The organism is Bacillus sp. FSL K6-3431 (assembly GCF_038002605.1).
In the GTDB taxonomy this organism is placed as follows: Bacteria; Bacillota; Bacilli; order Bacillales; family Bacillaceae_C; genus Lederbergia.
The window spans coordinates 1,224,536-1,248,093 of record NZ_JBBOCT010000001.1; the positions used below are offsets into that span (position 1 = coordinate 1,224,536).

24 protein-coding genes are annotated in these 23,558 nt (G+C 36.7%); all 24 read right to left on the minus strand.

All coding sequences use genetic code 11. The features are described 5' to 3' along the window. Positions 1-120 precede the first annotated feature (120 nt). The 24 genes from MHB53_RS06185 to MHB53_RS06300 all read right to left on the minus strand — a co-directional run bounded on the left by MHB53_RS06185 (position 121) and on the right by MHB53_RS06300 (position 23,531). A complete protein-coding gene (locus MHB53_RS06185) occupies positions 121-1,032 on the minus strand; it encodes an RluA family pseudouridine synthase (RefSeq protein ID WP_340916321.1) in 912 nt (303 codons plus the stop codon). Then, complete coding sequence (lspA, locus tag MHB53_RS06190) at positions 1,019-1,495, minus strand: signal peptidase II (protein WP_340916322.1); 477 nt, start codon at positions 1,493-1,495, stop codon at positions 1,019-1,021. The genes MHB53_RS06185 and lspA overlap by 14 nt, the downstream gene beginning before the upstream one ends. Positions 1,496-1,623: 128 nt before the next feature. Next, the gene (ileS, locus tag MHB53_RS06195; RefSeq protein ID WP_340916323.1) at positions 1,624-4,374 is read right to left on the minus strand and encodes an isoleucine--tRNA ligase; all 2,751 of its coding nucleotides are present in this window, start codon (positions 4,372-4,374) and stop codon (positions 1,624-1,626) included. A 347-nt stretch (positions 4,375-4,721) separates the two neighbouring features. After that, entirely contained in the window at positions 4,722-5,231 is a 510-nt protein-coding gene (locus tag MHB53_RS06200) for a DivIVA domain-containing protein (protein WP_340916324.1), read from the minus strand. A 97-nt stretch (positions 5,232-5,328) separates the two neighbouring features. Further along, complete coding sequence (locus tag MHB53_RS06205) at positions 5,329-6,102, minus strand: YlmH family RNA-binding protein (RefSeq protein WP_340916325.1); 774 nt, start codon at positions 6,100-6,102, stop codon at positions 5,329-5,331. Between the two features lie 36 nt (positions 6,103-6,138). Beyond that, positions 6,139-6,402: a YggT family protein gene (locus MHB53_RS06210; RefSeq protein WP_340916326.1), complete on the minus strand. Its 264-nt coding sequence runs from the start codon at positions 6,400-6,402 to the stop codon at positions 6,139-6,141. A gap of 5 nt (positions 6,403-6,407) precedes the next feature. After that, the gene (locus MHB53_RS06215) at positions 6,408-6,851 is read right to left on the minus strand and encodes a cell division protein SepF (RefSeq protein WP_340916328.1); all 444 of its coding nucleotides are present in this window, start codon (positions 6,849-6,851) and stop codon (positions 6,408-6,410) included. After that, entirely contained in the window at positions 6,851-7,540 is a 690-nt protein-coding gene (locus tag MHB53_RS06220; protein ID WP_340916329.1) for a YggS family pyridoxal phosphate-dependent enzyme, read from the minus strand. Before MHB53_RS06220 ends, MHB53_RS06215 begins: the two co-directional genes overlap by 1 nt. Before the next feature lie 92 nt (positions 7,541-7,632). Further along, complete coding sequence (locus tag MHB53_RS06225; protein WP_340916330.1) at positions 7,633-7,908, minus strand: YlmC/YmxH family sporulation protein; 276 nt, start codon at positions 7,906-7,908, stop codon at positions 7,633-7,635. Between the two features lie 121 nt (positions 7,909-8,029). Further along, entirely contained in the window at positions 8,030-8,806 is a 777-nt protein-coding gene (sigG, locus tag MHB53_RS06230) for an RNA polymerase sporulation sigma factor SigG (protein ID WP_340916331.1), read from the minus strand. Positions 8,807-8,948: 142 nt separating this feature from the next. Continuing rightward, entirely contained in the window at positions 8,949-9,668 is a 720-nt protein-coding gene (gene sigE, locus MHB53_RS06235; protein WP_340916333.1) for an RNA polymerase sporulation sigma factor SigE, read from the minus strand. Positions 9,669-9,737: 69 nt separating this feature from the next. After that, positions 9,738-10,664 (minus strand): sigma-E processing peptidase SpoIIGA, encoded by a 927-nt coding sequence (gene spoIIGA / locus MHB53_RS06240; RefSeq protein ID WP_340916334.1) that lies wholly within the window; start codon positions 10,662-10,664, stop codon positions 9,738-9,740. Positions 10,665-11,351: 687 nt separating this feature from the next. Beyond that, positions 11,352-12,491: a cell division protein FtsZ gene (gene ftsZ / locus MHB53_RS06245; protein WP_340916336.1), complete on the minus strand. Its 1,140-nt coding sequence runs from the start codon at positions 12,489-12,491 to the stop codon at positions 11,352-11,354. Between the two features lie 144 nt (positions 12,492-12,635). Further along, positions 12,636-13,925 (minus strand): cell division protein FtsA, encoded by a 1,290-nt coding sequence (ftsA, locus tag MHB53_RS06250; protein WP_340916337.1) that lies wholly within the window; start codon positions 13,923-13,925, stop codon positions 12,636-12,638. A gap of 126 nt (positions 13,926-14,051) precedes the next feature. Further along, positions 14,052-14,408, minus strand: a complete 357-nt coding sequence (locus MHB53_RS06255) for a small basic family protein (RefSeq protein WP_340916338.1) — start codon at positions 14,406-14,408, stop codon at positions 14,052-14,054. A gap of 1 nt (position 14,409) precedes the next feature. Continuing rightward, on the minus strand, positions 14,410-15,135 hold the full coding sequence (locus MHB53_RS06260) for a DUF881 domain-containing protein (protein ID WP_340916340.1): 726 nt from the start codon (positions 15,133-15,135) through the stop codon (positions 14,410-14,412). After that, the gene (locus tag MHB53_RS06265) at positions 15,135-15,842 is read right to left on the minus strand and encodes a DUF881 domain-containing protein (protein WP_340916341.1); all 708 of its coding nucleotides are present in this window, start codon (positions 15,840-15,842) and stop codon (positions 15,135-15,137) included. Before MHB53_RS06265 ends, MHB53_RS06260 begins: the two co-directional genes overlap by 1 nt. Next, complete coding sequence (locus tag MHB53_RS06270; protein ID WP_340916342.1) at positions 15,820-16,605, minus strand: cell division protein FtsQ/DivIB; 786 nt, start codon at positions 16,603-16,605, stop codon at positions 15,820-15,822. The genes MHB53_RS06265 and MHB53_RS06270 overlap by 23 nt, the downstream gene beginning before the upstream one ends. 188 nt (positions 16,606-16,793) lie before the next feature. Continuing rightward, complete coding sequence (gene murG, locus MHB53_RS06275) at positions 16,794-17,891, minus strand: undecaprenyldiphospho-muramoylpentapeptide beta-N-acetylglucosaminyltransferase (RefSeq protein ID WP_340916343.1); 1,098 nt, start codon at positions 17,889-17,891, stop codon at positions 16,794-16,796. A gap of 215 nt (positions 17,892-18,106) precedes the next feature. Continuing rightward, complete coding sequence (gene spoVE, locus MHB53_RS06280) at positions 18,107-19,204, minus strand: stage V sporulation protein E (protein WP_340916346.1); 1,098 nt, start codon at positions 19,202-19,204, stop codon at positions 18,107-18,109. A 103-nt stretch (positions 19,205-19,307) separates the two neighbouring features. Then, positions 19,308-20,660 (minus strand): UDP-N-acetylmuramoyl-L-alanine--D-glutamate ligase, encoded by a 1,353-nt coding sequence (murD, locus tag MHB53_RS06285; protein WP_340916347.1) that lies wholly within the window; start codon positions 20,658-20,660, stop codon positions 19,308-19,310. 1 nt (position 20,661) lies between these two features. Continuing rightward, complete coding sequence (gene mraY, locus MHB53_RS06290) at positions 20,662-21,636, minus strand: phospho-N-acetylmuramoyl-pentapeptide-transferase (RefSeq protein ID WP_340924516.1); 975 nt, start codon at positions 21,634-21,636, stop codon at positions 20,662-20,664. Further along, positions 21,633-22,070, minus strand: a complete 438-nt coding sequence (locus MHB53_RS06295) for a hypothetical protein (protein WP_340916348.1) — start codon at positions 22,068-22,070, stop codon at positions 21,633-21,635. The genes mraY and MHB53_RS06295 overlap by 4 nt, the downstream gene beginning before the upstream one ends. Before the next feature lie 3 nt (positions 22,071-22,073). After that, positions 22,074-23,531 (minus strand): UDP-N-acetylmuramoyl-L-alanyl-D-glutamate--2,6-diaminopimelate ligase, encoded by a 1,458-nt coding sequence (locus MHB53_RS06300; protein WP_340916349.1) that lies wholly within the window; start codon positions 23,529-23,531, stop codon positions 22,074-22,076. Positions 23,532-23,558: the final 27 nt, after the last annotated feature.

A 23,558-nucleotide genomic window follows, 5' to 3' on the forward strand; every position in this document is an offset into this window, starting at 1 on the left:
TAGTAACTGATCAGCATTCGATGCCAACAGTTCTGTTTTCGTATCCTTCTCAGTCTCACGGGACTAAATTAAAGGTGCTTTATTCAACTATTATTACTATAAGTCTAATTATATTATTTGTCAATCTCTATTTCGTAAACCTGCCAAAAGTTCATCAATATAATTAGGTAAAGGAGCTGAATATTCCATGTATTCCTGTAAACGTGGGTGCACGAAACCTAAAATACCCGCATGAAGGACTTGCCCCTCTGTCTTTAATGTTTTACGCGGGCCATATTTTGGATCACCAGCAAGTGGATAGCCAATATATTTCAAATGAACACGAATCTGATGTGTTCTTCCTGTTTCCAATGTACATTCTACAAACGTAAATTCTTCGAATCGTTCCAATACAGTAAAATGTGTCACAGCATCTTTACCAGTATCCGTGACAGTCATACTTTGACGATCCACCTTGTCTCTCCCAATCGGAGCTTCAATTGTTCCATGATCATGCGGAATAACACCATGAACAAGGGCAAAGTATTTACGGGTAACTGTTTTCTTCACTAATTGATCTACTAAACCTTCATGGGCAACATCGTTTTTAGCAACCATTAATAGCCCAGATGTGTCTTTATCTATTCGATGAACGATACCTGGGCGCATGACACCATTAATCCCAGATAGGTCTGTACAATGTGCTAGTAATCCATTAACAAGGGTTCCTCCAGGATGACCTGGAGCCGGGTGGACAACCATCCCTTTTGGTTTATTCACAACAATAACGTCTTGATCTTCGAAGTAAATATCTAAATCCATTTGCTCTGGCTCTACATCTAATGGTTCAGGTTCTGGAATGGAAATTACGATAAGGTCATCTATCACACATTTATAGTTTGATTTTCCTACATTCCCATTTACCTCAACATGTCCTGAACGAATCCATAACTGTACTTGGGAGCGAGACCACTCTTTATTTAATGATGTAATCACTTTATCCAATCTTAATCCACGTTCTTCTTCGAGAATGCGATGGTCAATTTTGTTCATTCTTTATCCTCTTTTCTTCTCGGCCTTCTTTGAACATTTGTATAAACATAAGAAATACTCCAACTGTTAAGGCAGAATCGGCGATATTAAAGATTGGAAAATCATATGTGAAAATATATGTATCGAGAAAGTCTACTACTTCTTTCCTGAAAAGTCGATCAATAAAATTCCCAATCGCTCCACCAAGAATAAAAACCAAACTAGTTTGAAAAAGTGGTTTACCTTTTGCATGCTTTTCAAAATAATATATAATGACGCCAATCACAACGATTGTAATAATATAAAAGAGCCACATCTGACCTTCCAATATCCCCCATGCTGCTCCACGATTACGATGAGAGGTAATATGGAAAAAGTCATTGATTATGACAATGCTTTCACCAAGCTCCATATTTTTCACGACTAACCATTTTGTAAACTGGTCCAATACCACAATAAATACTGCAATTATATAATATACCAATTCCAAACCTCCGAATCTCTAGAAGTCTTTCCATTGAATTTTAGCATTTAACTTTGTTGATGCCAACAATTATTACCAAAGACCCTGAAAGAATGATCAATACCTTCCAGGGTCCTTATCTAATAATACTATTTCACTACAGAAGCACAACGAAGACACAGCGTTGGATGTTCTTCATCTTTCCCAATTTCCGGAGTTACAACCCAGCATCTTTCACATGTTTCACCATCAGCTTTTTCTACAACAATTGCTACACGCTCAAATGCATGTGCATGCTCTGGTGCATCTTCAAGAGATCCTGCCACTTCAAAGCCTGAAACGATAAATAACTGCTTTAGATTTTCAGTAATATCGTCCAACAATACTTTCGTTTCAACATTTACGTATAAACTAATTTTTGCTGCTAAAGACTTACCAATGACTTTCTCATTTCGAGCAATTTCCAATGCTTTGAGAACATCATCACGAAGCTGTAAGAATGCTTCCCATTTCTCTTCTAATTGCTCAGATTTGGCAATTTCAGCATATTCCGGCATATTCGTTAGTTGCACACTTTCTTCCACTACTCCAGGCGTATGTGCCCATACCTCATCAGCTGTATGTGGGAGAATTGGTGATAGCAATTTAGCAAGTGTAATAACACACTTATACATAACTGTTTGCATCGCTCTACGCTCATATTGATCCGCCGCTTCGATATACAACACATCTTTAGCGAAATCCATATAAAAAGAACTTAATTCATTTGTACAGAAATTATTAACGGCATGGTATATACTTGCAAACTCATATTGATCATAAGATGTGCGGACTTCTTTCACTAAATTATTGAGTTTTACAAGGATAAATTGATCTACTTCACGTAATTCATCATATTCAATGACATCTTTTTCCGGATTAAAATCAGCAAGGTTTCCAAGTAAAAAGCGGAAAGTGTTTCTGATTTTTCGGTATACTTCACTTACTTGTTTCAAAATAGCGTCAGAAACGCGGACATCCGCTTGATAATCCACTGATGAAACCCATAAACGAATAATTTCTGCGCCAAGTTGATTTGTCACTTTACCCGGTAAAATAACATTACCAAGTGATTTACTCATTTTACGGCCATTACCATCAAGTACAAATCCATGACTTAATACACCTTTATATGGCGCTTTTCCTGTTACAGCGACAGCAGTCGTTAATGACGAGTTAAACCAACCACGATATTGATCTGACCCTTCTAAATACAAGTCTGCAGGTCGTTGTAGATCTTCGCGTTCCTCTAATACTCCTTGGTGTGATGAACCAGAGTCAAACCAAACATCCATAATATCTGTTTCTTTTGTGAATATTCCGTTCGGGCTACCCGGATGTTTAAAACCTTCAGGAAGAAGTTCCTTCGCTTCTTTTTCAAACCAAATATTTGAACCATATTGACGGAATAACTTTGCTACATTTGCAATTGTTTCATCCGTAATAATCGATTCACCATTTTCCGCATAGAAGACTGGAATAGGTACTCCCCATACACGTTGTCTGGAAATACACCAATCTCCTCTGTCGCGCACCATATTATACAGCCTTGTTTCTCCCCAATTCGGAACCCATTTTACATCTTTAATTGCTTCCAATAGGTCGGAACGGAAATCTTTAATCGATGCAAACCATTGGGCAGTAGCACGGAAAATTACCGGTTTTTTCGTTCTCCAGTCATGTGGATATGAATGCGTAATAAATTCCAATTTAAGCAATGCACCGACTGCTGTTAATTGCTCCGTAATTGGTTTATTCGCAGCATCATAAAATAAACCTTCAAATCCAGGAGCTTCATCTGTCATATTTCCTCGATCATCTACAGGACATAACACGTCAAGCCCGTATTTCTGTCCTACATAGAAGTCATCTTCCCCGTGCCCAGGTGCCGTATGGACACAGCCCGTTCCAGATTCAGTCGTCACATGATCACCTAATACTACAAGCGAATCCCGCTCATATAATGGATGTTTCGTAACGATGTTTTCCAGTTCTGATCCTTTGACCGTTTTAACTGTTGATACATCATCCCACTCTAAGGTTGTGGATACTTGTTCCAATAATGCTTCTGCTACGACAAACTGGTCTTCGCCAACTTTAACAACAGCATATTGTAAATCAGGATGAACAGCGATCCCTAGATTAGCAGGAATTGTCCATGGTGTTGTTGTCCAAATGATAAATTTAACACCTTGCTCTAATGTATCTTTGCCATCAGAAACAGCAAAAGAAACGTAAATAGAAGGTGATCGTTTATCTTGATACTCTATCTCGGCCTCGGCTAAGGCAGATTCACTTGATGGAGACCAATACACTGGTTTTTTCCCTTTATAAATATAACCTTTTTTCGCCATTTCTCCGAAAACATGAATTTGCTGAGCTTCATACTCAGGCTTTAGAGTGATATATGGATTATCCCAATCGCCTCTAACGCCAAGTCGTTTAAATTCATTTCGTTGATTTTCAACTTGTTCATAAGCATATTTAGTGCATAGTTCACGGAATTCAGCTACAGACATCTCTTTACGTTTAATTCCTTTATTAGCAAGTGCTTGCTCAATAGGTAAACCATGTGTATCCCAACCCGGTACATATGGTGCGCAATATCCGCTCATTGATTTATATCGAACGATGAAATCTTTTAATGTTTTATTTAGCGCGTGTCCCATATGGAGATCACCATTCGCATATGGAGGACCGTCATGTAAAATATATAATGGCTTCCCTTTCGTATGCTCTTGCACTTTACGATATATATCTTGTTCTTTCCATTTCGCTTGAATTTCAGGTTCTTTTTTCGGTAAGTTTCCACGCATTGGAAATTCTGTTTTCGGCATTAGTAAAGTATCTTTATACTCCATTATCCATTCCTCCTTTATTATTTCCGCAAAAAAAATATAACCTCCTTATCCCCAAAGGGACGAGAAGGTTATATTCCCGCGGTACCACCCACATAGACAAATCCCGATTACTCGGTTAACTGTCCGCTCATACTCCGTATCGTGGATGGCCGCTATCATTTACTAGCAATAAGCTTTCAATTCAAGAACTCGAGGGTGATCTTCTATTTCCCACCTATTCTAGGCTTACACTGTCCCTAGATCGCTATCCAATCTTCTATAGGTTTCTGAGAAATATACTGTCCCTGTCATCATTTAATTATTTAAAGTATATTTTATTATATGTGAGAAGCATCAAGTGGTCAAGATTACTGATCTACATCTTCCAATGCTTTCAATTCTGTTGCATCCACTTCAAATTCCATTAAGTGATCCCAATCATCATTGCCAATTAAATCCAATTGCGCTTCGACCAACATCTTAAATCTCGTTCTAAAAACTTTTGATTGTTTTTTTAGGTCTTCAATTTCAATTGCGATTTTACGCGCTTTAGACAACGATTCATTTACGATTCTATCGGCGTTTTTTTCCGCCTCACGAATAATAAGCTTCGCTTCTTTTTGAGCGTTTCCTCTCACTTCTTGAGCTGCTTCTTGAGCAACAACTATGGACTTTTGTAATGATTCTTCTATACTTTGAAAATGCCCTATTCGCTCATTAGCTGAAGATAATTTACTTTCCAATTCTTTCTTGTCACGAAGCACTATTTCAAAATCTTTAATAATTTGATCTAAAAATTCATTTACCTCATCTTGGTCATAACCACGTAACCCTTTGCTAAACTCTTTATTATGTATATCTACTGGCGTTAACGGCATTCATGCCACCTCCACTGCTCATCTTTCGACTTTGCGTATATTGATATTATACAGAATTTCGACCGAATATGTCGAAATTCTTGAAAAAACATCTTGTTTATTTTAATACCCCTATTTTTATACGCCATTTATCTTTTTTGGTTTTTCCTTGGATTTCAATTATTTTACATCTTCCCAATCCACGAACGGACAACACATCGCTTTCCATACATTCAAAAGCAGGTTGTTCTAGCTTTTCCCAATTCACTTTTACGAGCCCTTGTTGAATGAATGTCTGCGATTTTTGTCTGGAAATATTATATGCTGCGGCAAGTATTACATCAAGACGCATAGAACTCGTAGTTTTTTCAGATTCTCGCCATTGTTCATCTGATGTAATCGGGTCACTCACTTGTTTTTGAATCAATACTTTCGCTTTGCCAATTTGATTTAATTCAAAAAGAATATAATTTTCAACTTCTTCTGCCATAAAAAATTGGATTCGATCACCATTTACAATAATATCTCCAAATTTGTCCCGCTTTAATCCTAGAGACATGATCGAACCGAGTACCATCCTATGATCTATTTGTACGAATTTTCGCGGATAATCAATTTCATATAGACCAATTTGAAAATCCTCTATATTCCATTCATAGTAATCAGGAAAAATACAGGCTCTTTTCCGCTCACATATTTCTGTTCCCCCAAAGAATTGAAAACAAACATCATTATTCTCGCCCAAAAGTGAACTTAAAATAAACTGTTGACGAGGATCAAGAAAATCTGTTAATTTGGGGGCATATGTACGCTCAACATACTCTCGCCATCCAACAACTTGATCAATAAAATCTTTTTCTTCCGGTCTAAAATGCTGGTAAATCACAGACATTGTTCACACTCCATCTAGAGCTAATCACTTTGCTTGTTAGCCTATCCATCTTCCAAGTTCAGCTAATCCGTTTGTCGCCAATCTAAGAACGAAAAACGCAACAATTGGTGATATATCAATCATTCCAAGTGATGGTACAATTCGACGAAAAGGTTCTAAATACGGTTCACAAATACGCGCTAAAAATTTGCCAATACCTGTTTCCCGTGCATTTGGAAACCAAGACATTAAGATATAAATAATTAAAGCAAAAGAATAAAAATATATTATTTGAGAGATTAAACCAAAGATCATATTCATGCTACTCAACTCCACCTCGTATCTTGATATTCACTATCATTCATTAATTCGGATATATTACCAGATACTTCAACATTATCTGGTGTACATAAGAAAATTTCTTGGCCTACTTTTTGGATATCTCCACCAATTGCATAAACTGCACCACTTAAAAAATCAACAATACGGACAGCTTGATCTCTCTGTATACGTTGTAAATTTACCACAACAGCTTTACGGTTAACTAAATGGTCCGCTACTTCTTGTGCTTCAGCATAAACTCTCGGCTCGATTAAAATGACTTTTGATGATTTTTGAACGCTTTGCAGGCTGACAACATTCTGTTTCCGATTTACAGGCTGTTGCTCCGTTTCAACGCTTGGCCGGGTTTCTTTTACGACTTCTTCTTCCTCGTATTCATATTCATCCTCCAGCTGAAAAAAGTTTTTAAACTTTGTTTTAATGCCCATCATTTTCCCTCCTTTGATTCATCTCCTACAAGTGCTGTCCCAATCCGAACAAACGTTGCTCCTTCTTCGATAGCAATAAGATAGTCATTTGACATCCCCATTGATAATTCTGTGCATGGGGCATGTGGCATATCCATTGCTGCTATTTCCGTTTGAATATTCTTCAGTTTTCGAAAACAGGTACGTGGAACACTCTTGTCATCTGTATATGGCGCCATCGTCATTAAACCAACAACAACAATGTTTTGATATTCACTTAGTTTTTCAATGAACGGAATTACTTCTTCAGGACTAATACCATGTTTTGACTCTTCACCTGAAACATTTACTTGAACAAAGCATTTAATTTGATAAATTGCCCGCTTATCTATTTCCTGAGCAAGCGAAAGCCTGTCCAGGGAGTGAATATACGTCACTTTATCAATCATATTTCTAACTTTTCTCGTCTGCAATGTACCAATAAAGTGCCAAATACCCTTATCTTTTATTATCTCCCATTTAGAAGTAAGACCATCATCACGATTTTCACCAAAATGTTTGATCCCTGCATCATATGCTTCTAGGGCTCTTTCTGGAGAAACATATTTTGTCACCGCAATGATAGCTACTTCTTCGGGATTTCTATTTGATTGTTCACATGCTACTTCAATATTATCAATTATACATGCTAAATTACTCTTAACTGTCATAAACTTTAACTCCTAATGTTTCTTTGTCTCATTTAGACGAAAAGATATTTTCTATAGTGTACCATAAAAGCTTGTCAACGGATATTGTAAACTTATTCTTGTGGCTCATCTAGTTGTTGCTGAACAAATTTTGTTGCGTGATGTCTAACTAATATGACATCTGTTCCAATCTTAATAATCTGATTCCATGGGATGACTATTTCTTCTTCTTTGCCGAAAAAGCCTAATAGCTTTCCGCCATTCCCAATAATGATCGTTTCAATTTTTCCAGTCTCAAGATTAATTTCAATATCCCCAATATTCCCCAACTTTCTCCCGTCGCTAATATTTACAACATCTTTAATTTGAAATTCAGATATCCGGACCATAACAATCCCCCTCATGCATCCATTATTCGCTCTTATTATATATATGCTTAAGGGACCCCTGTTCATGAATAGATAAAAGCGTAATTCCCCACCTAGCCTAGATAGTGAGGAATTACGCTTTTTATTGGATATTTTTATTCATTTGTTTAATTGCTGCTTTTTCTAGTCTAGAAACTTGGGCTTGTGATATCCCAATTTCTTCTGCCACTTCCATTTGGGTTTTCCCTTGAAAAAATCGTTTACGAATGATCATCTTTTCACGGTCATTCAATCTTTGTAATCCATCATGAAGTGCGATTTCTTCAATCCAATGTGTGTCACGACTTTTCTCGTCACTTAACTGATCCATAACAAAGATTGGATCCCCTCCATCATTATAAATCGGTTCAAATAATGACACCGGGTCTTGGATAGCATCTAAAGCAAATACAACTTCTTCATGTGGGATGTCAAGCTCTTTTGCAATTTCCATGGCCGTTGGCTCTTTCGAATGCTTCGCCATTAATTTTTCACGTACATGTAAAGCCTTATAAGCGATATCTCTTAATGATCTGGAGACTCGGATCGGGTTATTGTCCCGTAAATATCTCCGTATTTCACCAATAATCATAGGTACTGCATAAGTAGAAAAACGAACATTCTGACCTAAATCAAAATTATCTATCGATTTCATCAGTCCAATACAGCCAACTTGGAAGAGGTCATCAACATATTCACCTCTGTTGTTAAAGCGCTGAATGACACTCAATACTAGCCTTAAATTTCCATTCACTAGTTTTTCACGAGCAGATAAGTCCCCTTGTTGCATTTGTCTTAAAAGTTTCCGCATTTCATCATTTTTTAGGACGGGGAGCTTAGATGTATCCACACCGCAGATTTCAACTTTATTCCGCTTCAACTTTTTCCCTCCTTGCAGGAGCAGTTATACAAAATTAAGTATCTCCGTAGAGGGAAAATCTATGCATGTTTACTTTTCTAATTAAAATGAAAAATGCGTGAAAACCTTTAGTATTATTGGGAACAACTCACTTAAAATTTTTCTAAACCATCTTGTTAAACTCTTTTCGAAGTCGTCTAATAATTCTTTTTTCAAGCCGAGAAATATACGATTGTGAAATACCAAGCATATCAGCTACATCTTTTTGTGTTTTTTCTTCACCACCAACAAGACCAAATCGAAGTTCCATAATTTGTTTTTCGCGATCAGATAACTTTTCAAGCGCACTGAACAATAATGATTTATCTACATCCGAATCTAATTCCTTAGTAATAATATCATTTTCCGTTCCTAATACATCAGATAATAATAATTCATTTCCATCCCAATCTATGTTCAATGGTTCATCAAAGGAAACCTCAGAGCGTGTTTTATTATTTCTCCGTAAATACATTAGAATCTCATTTTCTATACAACGCGATGCATATGTAGCTAATTTTATCTTTTTTTCGGGATTAAAAGTATTAACAGCTTTAATGAGACCAATTGTTCCAATACTAATTAAATCCTCGATATTTATGCCGGTATTTTCAAACTTTCTTGCGATATATACGACAAGACGCAAATTTCTTTCTATTAAAATCGATCGAGCAGTTTTATCACCATTTGGCAGTTTAGTTAATAATATTGCCTCTTCATCACGTGAGAGCGGAGGTGGTAATGCTTCACTACCACCTATATAAAAGATTTCGTCAGATTTCAAACCAAGTTTCTTCAGGAAACGATACCAATAATAATACAAGCGTAATCGAAGTTTTTTCAAGAATATCCTCCTTCCAACTTTCAAGCTTTTTACTGATTGCATCTGATACCTTACAATTTTTTTATTTATCTAGGAAGCTGGCTGAACGATTCCATCTGAAGCCATTAAAGGATGGATAATACATTGAAAACGTCCATCCGCTGAAAGGACCTGATCTGTGAATACGACTAATGCTTTTTTTACATCTTTAGCAGAATGATTATCAAGCAAGGTGATTTTATCCGGTTTAAAAGCACATAGTAATTGATTTTTTTGTCCTAGCGTCGTGGCTGGGATTAATCTCATCGTACTTGCCCATTGCGATGGTATCTGCCCTACTTTATCTAAATGATCACTATTATTAGAGGCTAATTGTAGTATTTCCTTTGGAAGCTGCCCTTCAACAGCTGTTGATTGTACAATCATTACAGGTACTTTGGAAATTGGATCATATAAACTGTTCCCACTATCAACTAATCCCTTAATTTGAAATTCTATGTCATTTATAACCACAACTACATCAACTAAAACATCATAGACTAGATTCGATATCGTAATACGATTCATGCTCCGTTGTGAGAAATGCCATGCAGCAGGAAAGCCAAAAATGACGAAAACCCAGCTAATTGGATCACCAAAACCTTGTATACTTTGTAACAGGACAGTCGACTGTATCTCATTATCGAAATTCACAAAATAATGAACACCAATTAAGATACCCCCCATTAAAAATGTAGAGAAATACAATGTCATTAAACCACTAAAGAAATAATTTACGCGCTTAAACCCAAACGCAATAATAATCATACAAATGGAAATACCTATTTTTGAAATAGGATGATTTGCAAATGTTGACCATGGTGTGACGGAAAGGATAATAAGTAAAGATCCAATTAGTCCTCCTGCAAAAATTCTGACAGGATGGATATTTCGCTTCAAAAAAATTGCGGTCATCCAGATAAGTAAACTATCAACAAGGAAATTTAACAGCCAGATCACATCTAAATATACGACCAAACGATCCTCCTCCCTTTCTTGAAAGCGAAACATATTATCTTTTCCTATGTTCTATTAGTGCTTGTTCAAAAAGATGGTAAATTAGAAACAAGAAGTTCGAGGCGAGAAGGTTTTGAGGATCTGACTTGCACAGGATGTGCTGACCTCTGTGTTGCCCACAGAACCTACTTGCACACGACGTGCTGACCTCTTTGTTCATAGGATGTAGTGATCTTGATCTTAACAGAAGTTCCTCCTTCCTAAACAGAGGTTCCTCCCTTCCTTAGTAGAAGTACCTAATTGCCTACGAAGAAATTCGCCGTTTATCATTTGGTGACTTTTTGAACATCCTTCTATTATGAAAAAGTATATAGTACATACATTTTGAAGTGTGTCGGTTTGTAGGTGGGAAATTGGAGAAGTTTTCACATCTTCTTTGGAAGATTGTCAAATTAACAGGGAATTTTTTGTTTCCATGTGAACGAGGATTTTATAAAGACTAAATCAAATGACAATTGAACCGAAATTTGTTTAATCATAGTATTTATGTTACCCATAGAAAAATAGACCTGACAAAATGTCCAGGTCTACTTTAATTCTAAGTATCTATATTAATATATTTAATCTAAAAACATATTTTTCTTAGTAAGCAATGTCAAAATCTAACTTTGATACTGAGTACTTTCTTATATTTAGTAGAATTCCGATTTATCTTCTTCTATTTCTATTTCGTAAAAATGTTGGAATGTCTAATGTGTCTTCAACAGGTTGTTGGTTTGATCGTGAAGGCTCTTCCGCCTCTTCTCTTTTTTGTTCACGTGGAGCTACACGTGGATTTGGGTTTGCTTGCTTAGGTTGCCCAAATGAAGGACGTTGTTGCTTTGGATGTTCAGGTGCTTCATCAAATCCTGTCGCTATAACAGTCACAATGATTTCATCCTTCAAATTATCATTGATGACAGAACCAAAAATCATATTGACTTCCTGGTCTGAGGCTGAAGCTACGATGTCTGCTGCTTCTTGTACCTCATACAAACTCAGGTTTGTACCACCTGTAATATTCATCAAAACACCTTGCGCACCTTCGATCGATGTCTCAAGTAATGGAGAGGAAATAGCCTTTTTAGCAGCTTCTGCCGCACGGCTTTCTCCAGTTGCAATTCCTATTCCCATTAACGCTGAACCTTTATTCGTCATTATTGTCTTAACGTCAGCGAAATCTAGGTTAATTAAGCCTGGAACAGCAATTAAATCTGAGATACCTTGCACACCTTGTCTTAATACATTGTCCGCTTCACGGAATGCTTCTAGCATTGGTGTACTTTTATCAACAATTTCTAGTAGTCTATCATTTGGGATGACGATAAGTGTATCTACTGCATCCTTCATGGCGCCAATTCCGCCACCTGCTTGATTTGCACGTTTTCTACCTTCAAAAGTAAACGGTCTTGTGACAACACCTACAGTAAGCGCACCTAAATCGCGAGCAATCTGAGCGATAACAGGAGCTGCACCAGTACCAGTACCACCACCCATACCGGCTGTTACAAACACCATATCTGCACCTCGTAATGCTTCTTCAATCTGCTCTTTGCTTTCTTCTGCAGCTTTTTTCCCGACTTCTGGATTAGCCCCTGCTCCAAGCCCTCTTGTAAGCTTTGCACCGATTTGCATCTTAATTTCAGCTTTTGATAAATTAAGTGCTTGTGCATCGGTATTTACCGCAATAAATTCTACACCTTGTACATCATGCTCTATCATTCGGTTAACAGCATTGTTTCCGCCGCCGCCTACACCGATAACCTTAATCGTCGCTAATGAATCTACGTTTGTATCGAAATCTAACATAGCAAGTCCTCCTAAATTGGTTTATCTTGATCTTTCTTTAGGGTATAAGACTCCCACCTCTATGCGAAGCGTAGATGGAATTTACCAATCAGATGGAATAATATCCACACCTGATTCCCCAATGTTTCAGCTTACTGGGATGACTTACTCAAAAAAGTAATCAAAAAATCTTTTTACTTTCGAGCCTATTTTCTCATCCGAATCTTTCTCTTTCCGCTGTTTTGATGAAGCTTCCTTCACAGGTCGTTTCTCAGTCGTATCACTTGAATGCTGAATCGATGAAGCACTAACATTCCTACCTTGTAATCTAGCATTTTTATAAGCATAGCGAATCAGTCCAACAGCTGTAGTAAATTGCGGCTCTCTTACACCTATATAATCAGGACTGGCAACACGTACACGATTTTGCAATATAAGCTGAGCCAAATCCATCACACCAGGCATATTTGCTACTCCACCTGTTAGTACATAGCCTCCGGGAAGATCAGAACTACCCATCCGCTTTATTTCCTGCTGAATTAGTTCAAATACTTCTTCCATTCTGGCCTCTATAATATCGGATAATTCTAGCTGGTTAAATTGTTGATGCTGATCACTACCAATGATCGGAACGCTGAATACTTCATCTTCAGATGCATGGTCATAAAAAGCATGTCCATACTTAATTTTAATTTTTTCAGCATCTTCCGTCGCAGTTCTCAACCCTATGGAAAGATCCTTTGTGATGTGTTCTCCGCCAATTGGAATGACACATGTACCTCTTATAGACCCTTGCTCAAATACAACTACTGTAGTAGAGCCACCACCAATATCGATCAAAGCGGTGCCGAGATTCTGTTCATCTTTTGAAAGCGCTGCTGAGGCAGTAGCTAATGGTTGTAATACAATTTCCACTATTTCAAGACCAGCTCTTTCAACACAACGCAATGTGTTATGTAAAATAGTTTTTGATCCAGTTATAAGTGTACCTTCCATTTCCAGTCGGACACCGATCATACCTCTTGGATCAGTGATTTCCTCTAATCCATCTACAATAAACTGTTGTGGTATAATATTGATTATTTCCCTTTCGGGTGGAATAGACACAACTTCTGCCGCATCCATCACCCTGGCAACATCGTCATCGGATATTTCTCTGTTTTCACTTGATACTGCTACTACACCATGACAAGATTGAAGCCCTACGTGATTACCTGCAATCCCAACGATAACATGATTAATTTCCATGCCTATCATTCTTTCTGCTTGTTCAACTGCCCTTCTAATAGACTGAACAGTTTCATCAATATCTACAATAGAGCCTTTCCTAATTCCTTCGGCTTTGGCATTTCCAACACCAATGATATTCAAAGAATCATTTGCCATTTCTCCAATTATCACTTTTACTGTGGATGTACCAATATCCAGGCTGACATATATTTCACTGTTGTTCAATCCATGGCACCTCCTTTACGAAACTTTTCTTCTTCGTTTATTTAACAATTTCATTAGTAATCATCCTACATTCACTTATTCCATTACATTCGGCATTAATTGATTATTTCCTTTTTATAATACTATTTATTTTGAACTTTCTCTAGCAGTTGCCCATTTATTTAAAAGAATTCTGCGGATAACGGCTATATTTTGAAATAATCTTACACCAAATGCAAAGATTGCAGCTAAATACAAGTCTACACCAAGATGAACACCTAGAAAAGCTAAACTTGCTGCTAATATAATATTAAAGAAAAAACCCGATACAAAAACGCGATTATCATAAAGATTTTGCATATGAGATCTAATCCCACCAAATAAAGTATCAAGTGACGCTAATACCGCTATAGAAAGATAGTTTGCATATTCATCTGGTATTTTTATATCGGTTAATAATCCAAATGTGATACCAATTAAAAGACCAAGTAATGGAAGCCACATATTATTTCTCTCCTTTTTCTAGTACGGGCTCCATATGTTGCATGCGAAGTTTATCGACGAATGGAGGAACTGTAATGGAATCTGAAGGCTTTGATATTTTCACACGTAAATTATCAATAAAAAAGTCTTCAATTGATGGAGATACTTGCATCCTATTATACATTTTTTCCGCTGATTCTTTATTCTCGGTAATAATTAATATGTTGAAAGGTAACATACCAAGAGCGTGATTACCAACTTTTGTTTCACCATTAATATCACGAATAACCGTTGTATTAATGATTCTTTCACCATCTACTGATATATGTTTTGCTCCAAACATATTTAATTCATTTATTAATCGCTGGAGAATAACCGGTGAAACAGAAACATACCTTTCACCGAGTAACATTGCTTCAGTAAGTGGTTCAATTGTTAAGACAATACCTGGACCCGTAGCCTCCATTAAACCGGCTTCCTTTTTTAACTCTGTGATTGTTGTTCTTAGTATTTCCTCTTTACTACCTGAAATTTCCGATTCATAGTCGCGGATTCTGTTTTCATTTTTTCGAATTTCTTCGATTAGCTTTGAATAAAGATCTAGTTCCTTTGTTAGTTCTTGACGAAGTTCCCAAGTGTCACGTGTATCCCTTACAATAGGTTCTTGCACTGTTTGAAACTGGATAGCTATCATAAAGCCAATAATAAATGTAATGATTGTAAAGTAAAGTTTGGCCTGTTTGGTCATTATGATGCCTCTCCTAAAACTGGTTCCAATACAATTTCTTTTTTCTTTTCCAACGTAAATGTAATATTATCATTCACCAATTGATCACGGATACCACCATTTAAAGTCAATGATGATGACATGACATCAGCATCACCGATTGCCGTAATATTAAAAGGTGCTGGAAATGGATTTCCATCTACCGTAATAACTGGACCGGTACAAACAATATATGAATCATGTTTTAATCTCTGTCCATTAACTGCAACTGCTGAAGCGCCAGAAATAAATAGTTCATTTATCACTTTAAATACATGATGTTCATGTACGAGATAATCATTTACATTGCCTTCGGCTGTAAACTCTCCGTCCTCTAGGCTAACAACAACACCTGGACCTTCGACTTTAATTTTCCCAAGAAACATTCGATATTTTTCCGCATTCTCCGCTAGGTCGGAAAAAGTTTGTTCTTCCTGTGATAACTTCTTTTCCATTTGACGTACTTTATCTTGTTTATCTAATAACTCTTTTTGCAAATCGCGATTTCTATCTTGATAACCGACTAATTGTTTTCGCAAATCCATTTCTTTCATATACTGTTTATCCGTTATGTTACTGGACGACTTTTTATCCTTGCTTGCATAGCTATACGAGAAAGCAAGGATAAAGCCGAATACTAAACAAACAAGAGACAAAACTACGTATTTACTCTTTCTTCGCTTCTTCATCCGAACCTTTCCCTTCTACTCCATAAGCTTTAAAAAAAGATCCTACTTCTAAGTCAAGTACCCCCCTAATATCTGGATCAAGCTGACTTATATATGAAGGATAATGGACCATTTTTTCCGAAAAGGACGAAATCGAAGCTTGTACTTCATTACCATCATTCATAAATAAGTAAATATGATATTTATCTGTTTTGTTTGGATCATAACGGATTTCAGAAATGACATGGACGATTTCGGGCGGAAGCTGTTCGAGTTCAACAGCAAGAGTTTCCAATATAGCACCCGATTCGAAATTCACTAGAATGGGTGCATTTTCAACTAGGTTCATTCGTTGTCCTTTTTTTAATACTTCACCAGTTTCCAGTAGTGGATAGAAATTTTGTTTGTTTTCTACATATGCAATCGTCGCATTTTCCACTAGGTCGATTTTTAATATATTTGGAAATGCGATACTTATATCTACCTTTTTAATCTCTGATAGATCCATTAATTTTTCTTTCGCAAAATGTTTGTCCACTTTCCATATATTCAAGCCTTCAGTAAGTCCTGTCACTGACAAAATGTCTTTAGCAGACATTTTTTCATTTCCGCTGATTTCTATTTTTTTTATATGGCTAAGTGGGGATTGAAAATATACGACAGATACAATTAATAGGAAGAATAAAGATAGCAGAAGAATAAGGCGTCTGTTTGCCTTTCGCTTTCGATGTTCTTTTATTTTTGGTATCCTTTCTTCTAGGGATAAAACCTTCCCTCTTTGCATAGCCACTTCCCCTTTTAAATACAACCTTTATTATAGTCTAGAATAACATGATCATACTTAAATTGCTCCGTTCTTCATCTAATTTTTGTCCCGATTTTTCTTTAAGGTTTAAGACCCCCACCTGATTCCACGATGTTTCAGCTTGCTGAAACGAGCTCACTGGATGTTTGATTTATTCTACTACTACATTACCTATTGTTTGTCAGCTCTTTGATTACGTCAAAAAGTCGATTTGATGCATCCTGAATACCAAGTTTTTTAGAAGCATTCCCCATATTTGTTCTTTCTGACTCATCCAATAATATTCTATCAATGGCTTCAATCAATCGTTGACTAGTCAATTCTTTTTCGGTCAACATATACGCTGCCCCTTTTTCGACGAGGGCTTCGGCATTTTTTTCCTGATGGTTATTTGTAACGTATGGACTTGGAATCAATATGGATGGTAAGCCAAGGGCTGTAATTTCAGCAAGTGATGTTGCGCCTGCCCTCCCAATGACAACATCAACAGATGCCAGCAGTTCTTGCATATTATGTATAAATGGCAAAATAACAATATTATTAAATTCACCAAACAATTCCGCTTCTTTTCGAACCTCATCATAATGTGATTCTCCCGTTACATATAGTACCTGATACGGTTTCGTTGATAATTGGGAAAGCGACTTAATTACTACTTCATTAATTGGTCTAGCTCCGCGACTCCCTCCAAAAATTAACGCTATAGGTAAGTCGTCTCTTAATCCAAATGATTGAATTACCCCCATTTTCTTCTTCCCGATTACTTCTGAGGCACGCGGGTTTCCTGTTAGAACTACTTTACTTTCGGGAAAATATTCACGAACTTGTTCAAAGCAAACAGCTACTTTATCTACATATCTACTTAAAAATTTATTAGTTAATCCCGGAATACTATTCTGTTCATGAATAATGGTTGGGATTCGTTTTTTTGCAGCAGCGTAAACGACCGGACCACAAACATATCCTCCAGTACCAACAACAGCATCTGGATTAAATTTTTTCAAAAGTTTTTTACTATCTCGAACACCTTTAAAAAAGCGGAAAATTGTTTTCAAATTTTCTAATGAAAGTGAGCGTTTAAAACCTGTAATATTAATTGTTTCAAAAGGAATATTTTCCCTGCGAATAATATCAGCCTCTAAACCTTTTTCTGTGCCGATATAGAGAAATTGTGTTTTAGGATATTCTTTTTTTATTGTTCGGATTAATGCTAAGGCAGGATAAATATGCCCTCCGGTGCCTCCACCACTTACAATTATTTTCATTATGACACCTCTATCTTATTTAATATCTATATTTTTACTATGTATAACACTGCAATTATCTTATTTTACTATATAAAGTACAATAAAAACGCGTTTTAGGTATATTGTTGTTGAAATGTAAAATAGGCACTAAAAAATGGAAACATTATCGCTCCCATTTTTAGTACCTTATGCCATTTCATCTAAATTTTGTGCTTAATCAAGCACTGTCTTCGCTATCTAGCATGACGGCTAATGTTTAATAATACCCCTATGGCCATGAGCATTAAGGTTAATGACGATCCACCATAGCTTAATAGCGGAAGAGTGATTCCCGTTACTGGCATCAACCCAATCACCACTCCGATATTAATCATCACTTGTATAGCAATCATTGATATAATTCCTACCGCTAAAAAACTACCGAATAGGTCTGGGGCCGAAAGAGCAATTTTAATTCCTCGCCATAAAAGTAGTCCAAACAGAAGCAGGATAAAACTACCACCGATAAATCCTAATTCTTCTGCAAGTATCGCAAAGATGAAATCTGTTTGTGGTTCAGGTAGATAGAAATACTTTTGTTTACTTTCACCCAAGCCTAGTCCCAATAATCCACCAGGTCCGATTGCATATAATGATTGGATGATTTGAAAGCCACTATTCAATGGATCTTGCCAAGGATCAAGAAAGGAAGTTATTCTTTTTATACGGTAAGGGGCTGAAATTACAAGCCCAACAAAACCAGCTAAGCCCAGAAAGCCTAGAAAGGCGAAATGAGCAATTCTTGCACCGCATACGTAAATCATTACTACGCATGTCCCGACCATAACTGTTCCTGTACCCAGGTCCGGTTGAAGCATTATTAATGCAAATGCTAGAAACACAAGTGAAAGGGAGGGTAATAATCCTTTTTTAATTGTTGTAATATACCTTTGCCGCTCAGATAGAAATTTTGCCAAAAAAACAATCATTGCTATCTTCATGAATTCTGATGGTTGTACAGAAAAAGCTCCTACCCCTATCCAACTTCTTGAGCCATTGATTTCTTTTCCGATGCCGGGAACGAGTACTGCAACCAAAAGCAGAAAGCAAATAATTATTATTGGCTTCGCCCATTGCTTCCACACCCAATAATCGAAGTTTATGATTAGAAACATTGCAACGATACCTACCCCAGCAAAAAGCAGCTGGCGTTTTAAGAAAAAGAAGGGATCGGCAAATTTATAATTAGCCCACACTGCACTTGCGCTGTAAACCATGATTAAGCCAACACCTAATAAAGTCAATGTAGTCATAATCAATATTAAATCTGGAGCTGTTTTTTTTGTTGGCACTGTGCATCCACCTCTGCCGCTCATATTGAAGCATTATTATGAGAGTCTTATCTTCATGGTGAGAATACACTTTCTGTTGTTTGCTCGTTCATAATGACATGCTTTATTTAAGCTTATGCACAGCTTCTATAAAAATATCACCTCGAACTTCAAAAGTTCGATACTGATCCCAACTTGCACATGCAGGAGATAATAAAATAATATCATCTTCCTCAGATAAATCGTAGGCAACCGGAACTGCTGCTTCCACATTCTCCACAAGTTGAATGTTTTCGATCCCAGCAATACGACCGGCTTTCTCCAACTTTTTAGCTGTCTCACCGAATACAATCATCGCCTTGACATTATTGAGGAATGGGACTAGTTCATCAAATTCATTTCCTCGATCAAGTCCACCTGCTAATAAAATGATAGGCTCGTTAAATGCTTTTATTGCACTCGCAGCCGCTAGAATATTAGTCGCCTTAGAATCATTATAAAAGCTTCTACCATTTATCGTTTGAACAAATTGCGTTCTATGCTTAACACCCCTGAATGTCATTAACACTGAACGGATCCCTTCATTTTCGATGCCCATTATTTTTACAGCTGCTACAGCTGATAAAATATTTTCTAAATTATGTGCACCTGGTAAAGCAATGTCATCCAAGTTAATAATCGCTTCCCCTTGGTAAAAGAGTTGACCGTTCTTCACTGAAGCACCCTCTTCTATATAACACTTCGTTGAAAAAGGAATAATCCTTGCCATAGAAAAATGAATGAGATCCATTAATTCATGTTGATCAGCGTTTACAATCAGAAAATCTTCTTCTGTCTGATTTTTAGTAATATTTACTTTCGCTTCTGCGTATTCCTTCCAAGTACCATGATAATCCAAATGTGCTTCATATAAATTTGTAATAATAGATACCTTAGGTCGCAATGTTTGGATACCCATCAATTGAAACGACGAAAGCTCTACAACCATTTTATGATCAGCCGTTGCTTTTTGGGCTACTTCCGAAGCAACTGTACCTATATTTCCAGCAATTAATGGATGCTGTCCTCCATTTTGGAGCATCTCATAAATAAGTGTCGTCGTAGTTGTTTTTCCGTTTGTCCCTGTAATACCAATCATATCTGCTTCAGAAATTCGATACGCTAATTCAATTTCTGTAATAATTGGAATTCCTAAATCGACAGCTCCCCGAACAAGTGGATTCGTATAAGGAATACCAGGGTTTTTTACGATTAATTCAAAGCCCTCATCAAGGAGTTCTACTGGGTGACTTCCACAAATTACTTTAATCCCTTGTTCAAGCAACCCTTGAGCATCTGGATTCTCTTCAAATGGTTTATAATCATTTACTGTAACAAAAGCCCCCAATTGATGGAGAAGCGATGCAGCGACAACTCCGCTTTTCGCTAATCCAAGGACAAGTACTTTTTTATATTCGTATTCCGTTATCCTTTTCATTTCACACCCACACCTCAATATATATTCCTAAAATGGCACAAAGCACTCCAACAGACCAAAACGTTACAACAACACGCCATTCGGACCATCCAGACAATTCATAGTGATGATGGAGTGGACTCATTTTGAAAATACGTTTCCCTGTAGTTTTAAACGAAGCTACTTGCAATATAACCGATAATGTTTCTAATACAAAAACTCCACCGATGAGTAATAGGATGATTTCCATTTTAGTAAGAATGGCGATCGCAGCAAGGGCACCACCAAGTGCTAATGAACCTGTATCCCCCATAAAAACCTTCGCTGGGTTTGCATTAAAAACAAGAAATCCTAAAACTGCACCCATTACCGATACTGAAAATAAAGTTATATCAAGCAAACCTTGACTCCAAGCCAAGATCGCAAACGCACCAAATGCAATAGCGGCTGTACCAGATAAAAGACCATCAAGTCCATCTGTTAAATTCGTCGCATTTGAAAAGCCAACTAACCAAAAAATGATAAAGAGGGCATATCCCCAACCTAAATCAATGGAAAAATCAGTAAGCGGAATGGTAATAGCAGTAGAGAAATCATTCATCTTTAAAATAATATAAAAAACAACAGCAATGACAATTTGCCCAATTAATTTTTGCAAAGACGTTAATCCTAAATTTCTTTTCATAGCTATTTTAATAAAATCATCTAGAAAACCTAGCAGGCCAAACCCTAATAGGACAAATAATAATAAGTATGTATCCATCCCTGGCTCCGAATACTTAGCCGTCATAACTAAAGTGGTAATGATAATCGAGATAACGATTAATATGCCACCCATGGTCGGTGTTCCACTTTTCTTTTGATGCGACTTTGGACCTTCGTCGCGTATACTTTGCCCAAACTTCAATCTTCTTAAAAAAGGAATAAACACTGGTGATAATATAACAGTTATGAGAAAAGCCATAATAATGGCAAATAGAATAATGCGCTCCATTATATATGCTCTCTCCCATTCTGATTATCATCATTTTTCTTACTTAATAACGAAATAACTTCACGAATATTTGTATCTTCAGTTGGTAATTCTGTACTTTTAAGTATCATATTTGTCATATCTCCACTATTATTCAATATTATTTTATTTATATGTTTTTTTACAATAACAATTAATGAATCCACAGGCTTATTTACATAAAAGATCGGAAAATGATTTGGGGTATAATGTGGCAGTTTCACATCATGTGGCCATATAGCTGCGATTGCACCATTTCCGATTGCTTCTAATAAATCAGGATCAGCATTATTGTAAATAAATAATCCTTTTGCCATTGGGATCGAACTATTTAATGTGATTGTATGAAAATGGATCGAAACATTTTTTATTCCCGATGTCTTAGGAATGATTTCAGCAAGATCAGCATAACTCAACATTTTTTACCGCCCCTTTAATGCTTCTAAAGCAACAAGACGATCATCAAAATCAAATACTTGCTTTCCAATAATTTGATATGTTTCATGCCCCTTACCAGCCACTAGCACAACATCCCCCGCTTTAGCTGATTGAATTGCATGGTTAATAGCTTCACTTCTATTTGGAATAATTTGATAATCTTTTCCTTTGACCCCTTGTTCCATATCTTTCAATATTGCGAGTGGGTCTTCACTTCTAGGATTATCCGAAGTGAAAATGGGATTGGTTGCGTATTTACAGGCTATATTAGCCATCAGTGGACGCTTTGTTTTATCTCTGTCACCACCACAACCAACAATCGCAAAAATTCTTTTTTCGGCAAACTGATTAATTGTTTTTAATACATTTTCCAAACTATCTGGTGTGTGAGCATAATCAACAATTATCGGAAACTCCTGACCACCATCAACAGATTCAAATCTCCCAGAAACACCAGCAACGGTTTCTATGGATTGAATGATTGAATCAAGGGGAATATTAGAAACATATGCAGTTGCAATGGCAGCCAATACATTGTATACATTAAATTTACCTATCAATTTCAAGCTAACTTTCTGTTCCGCCCCAGGAGATATCAGGGTAAATGTAGTCCCACTGCCATCCAATACAATATCTTTCGCACCAAAATCAGCTGGATGATCGATACCATATGTAATTATATGTGCAGCGGTATCGTTTAAAAACTGTTCCGTAGCTTTATCATCTTTATTCAAAACTGCAAATTTTGGTTTATCAGATTGGTACTTATTTCCTAGCCGGGAAAACAACAAACCTTTAGCGCGTTGATATTCTTCCATTGTCTGGTGGTAATCTAAATGGTCCTGACTAAGATTTGTAAACACCGCAACATCATAATCACATCCATTAACCCTTCCTTGAACAAGAGCATGTGAAGAGACTTCCATGATGGATGTATCGATTTCCGCTTGAACCATTTGCTGAAAAACTGATTGTAACATAATACTGTCAGGTGTTGTATTTTTTGTTTCAATCACATGATCTGCAACTTTCATATGAATCGTACCAATTAATCCAGTAGTTCTACCAACATCACGAAAGATTTTATCAATCAAATGACTTGTCGTTGTTTTACCATTTGTACCAGTAATACCGATCATATGCAGCTTATGTGTAGGCCTATCATAAAAAGCATCAGCAATGACTGCCATGATGCGTTTACTATCTTGTACTTGAATAACAGGAATGTTGACATCTAATGTTTCTTCAGCTAAGATCGCAGCTGCCCCTCTTAATTCAGCTTCCTGAGCAAATTGATGCCCATCAACCACGTGACCTTTCACGCAAACAAACATACAACCCGGTTTGGCATTCCTATGGTCATTAACTATACTTTTAATTTCCGGATTTTCAATAGGTAGTGATATAAATGGAATTGTCTGTAAAAGTGTATGTAATTTCATTTCTTCCTTCCTTCCCCATGCAAAAGA